Origin of the sequence: Stappia sp. BW2 (assembly GCF_008107695.1) — a bacterium.
Classification (GTDB): Bacteria; Pseudomonadota; Alphaproteobacteria; order Rhizobiales; family Stappiaceae; genus Roseibium.
Genome location: NZ_VIRG01000024.1, coordinates 1 through 428 on the forward strand (window position 1 = coordinate 1; position 428 = coordinate 428).

The window sequence follows — 428 nt, forward strand, 5'->3', positions numbered from 1 at the left end:
TCCCAGGGTTATTCGCGACGCCACATGACCTCGGCACAGGCGAGGTCATGTGGCGTCGCGAATAACCCTGGGATCAATGGCCGCCGTCGGTGCCGAGAATCGCGGCAAGCAGCCGGCCTTCCAGTTCGCAGAGGCCAGGATGGCCGTGCCGCCGCGGGCGAGGATGGGGAATGGGAAGATCGAGTGCGATCCGCCCCTCGTCGAGCACGATGACCCGGTCGGCGAGATGCACCGCCTCGCTGACATCATGGGTGACGAGTACGGCGGTGAAGCCGAGTTCGCGCCAGACACGGTTGATGAGTTCCTGCATGCTGATCCGCGTGAGCGCATCGAGGGCGCCGAGCGGTTCGTCGAGCGCCAGCACGCCTGGCCGGCTGATCAGCGCCCGCGCCAGCGCCACGCGCTGCCGCTGCCCGCCGGAAAGCCGC

At 68.2% G+C, this 428-nt stretch carries 1 protein-coding gene; it reads right to left on the reverse strand.

Annotation, left to right across the window (positions count from 1 at the left end; genetic code table 11):
* Positions 1-73: 73 nt before the first annotated feature.
* A partial coding sequence (locus FMN63_RS00110; RefSeq protein WP_148581923.1) for an ATP-binding cassette domain-containing protein occupies positions 74-428 on the reverse strand: 355 nt, incomplete at its 5' end.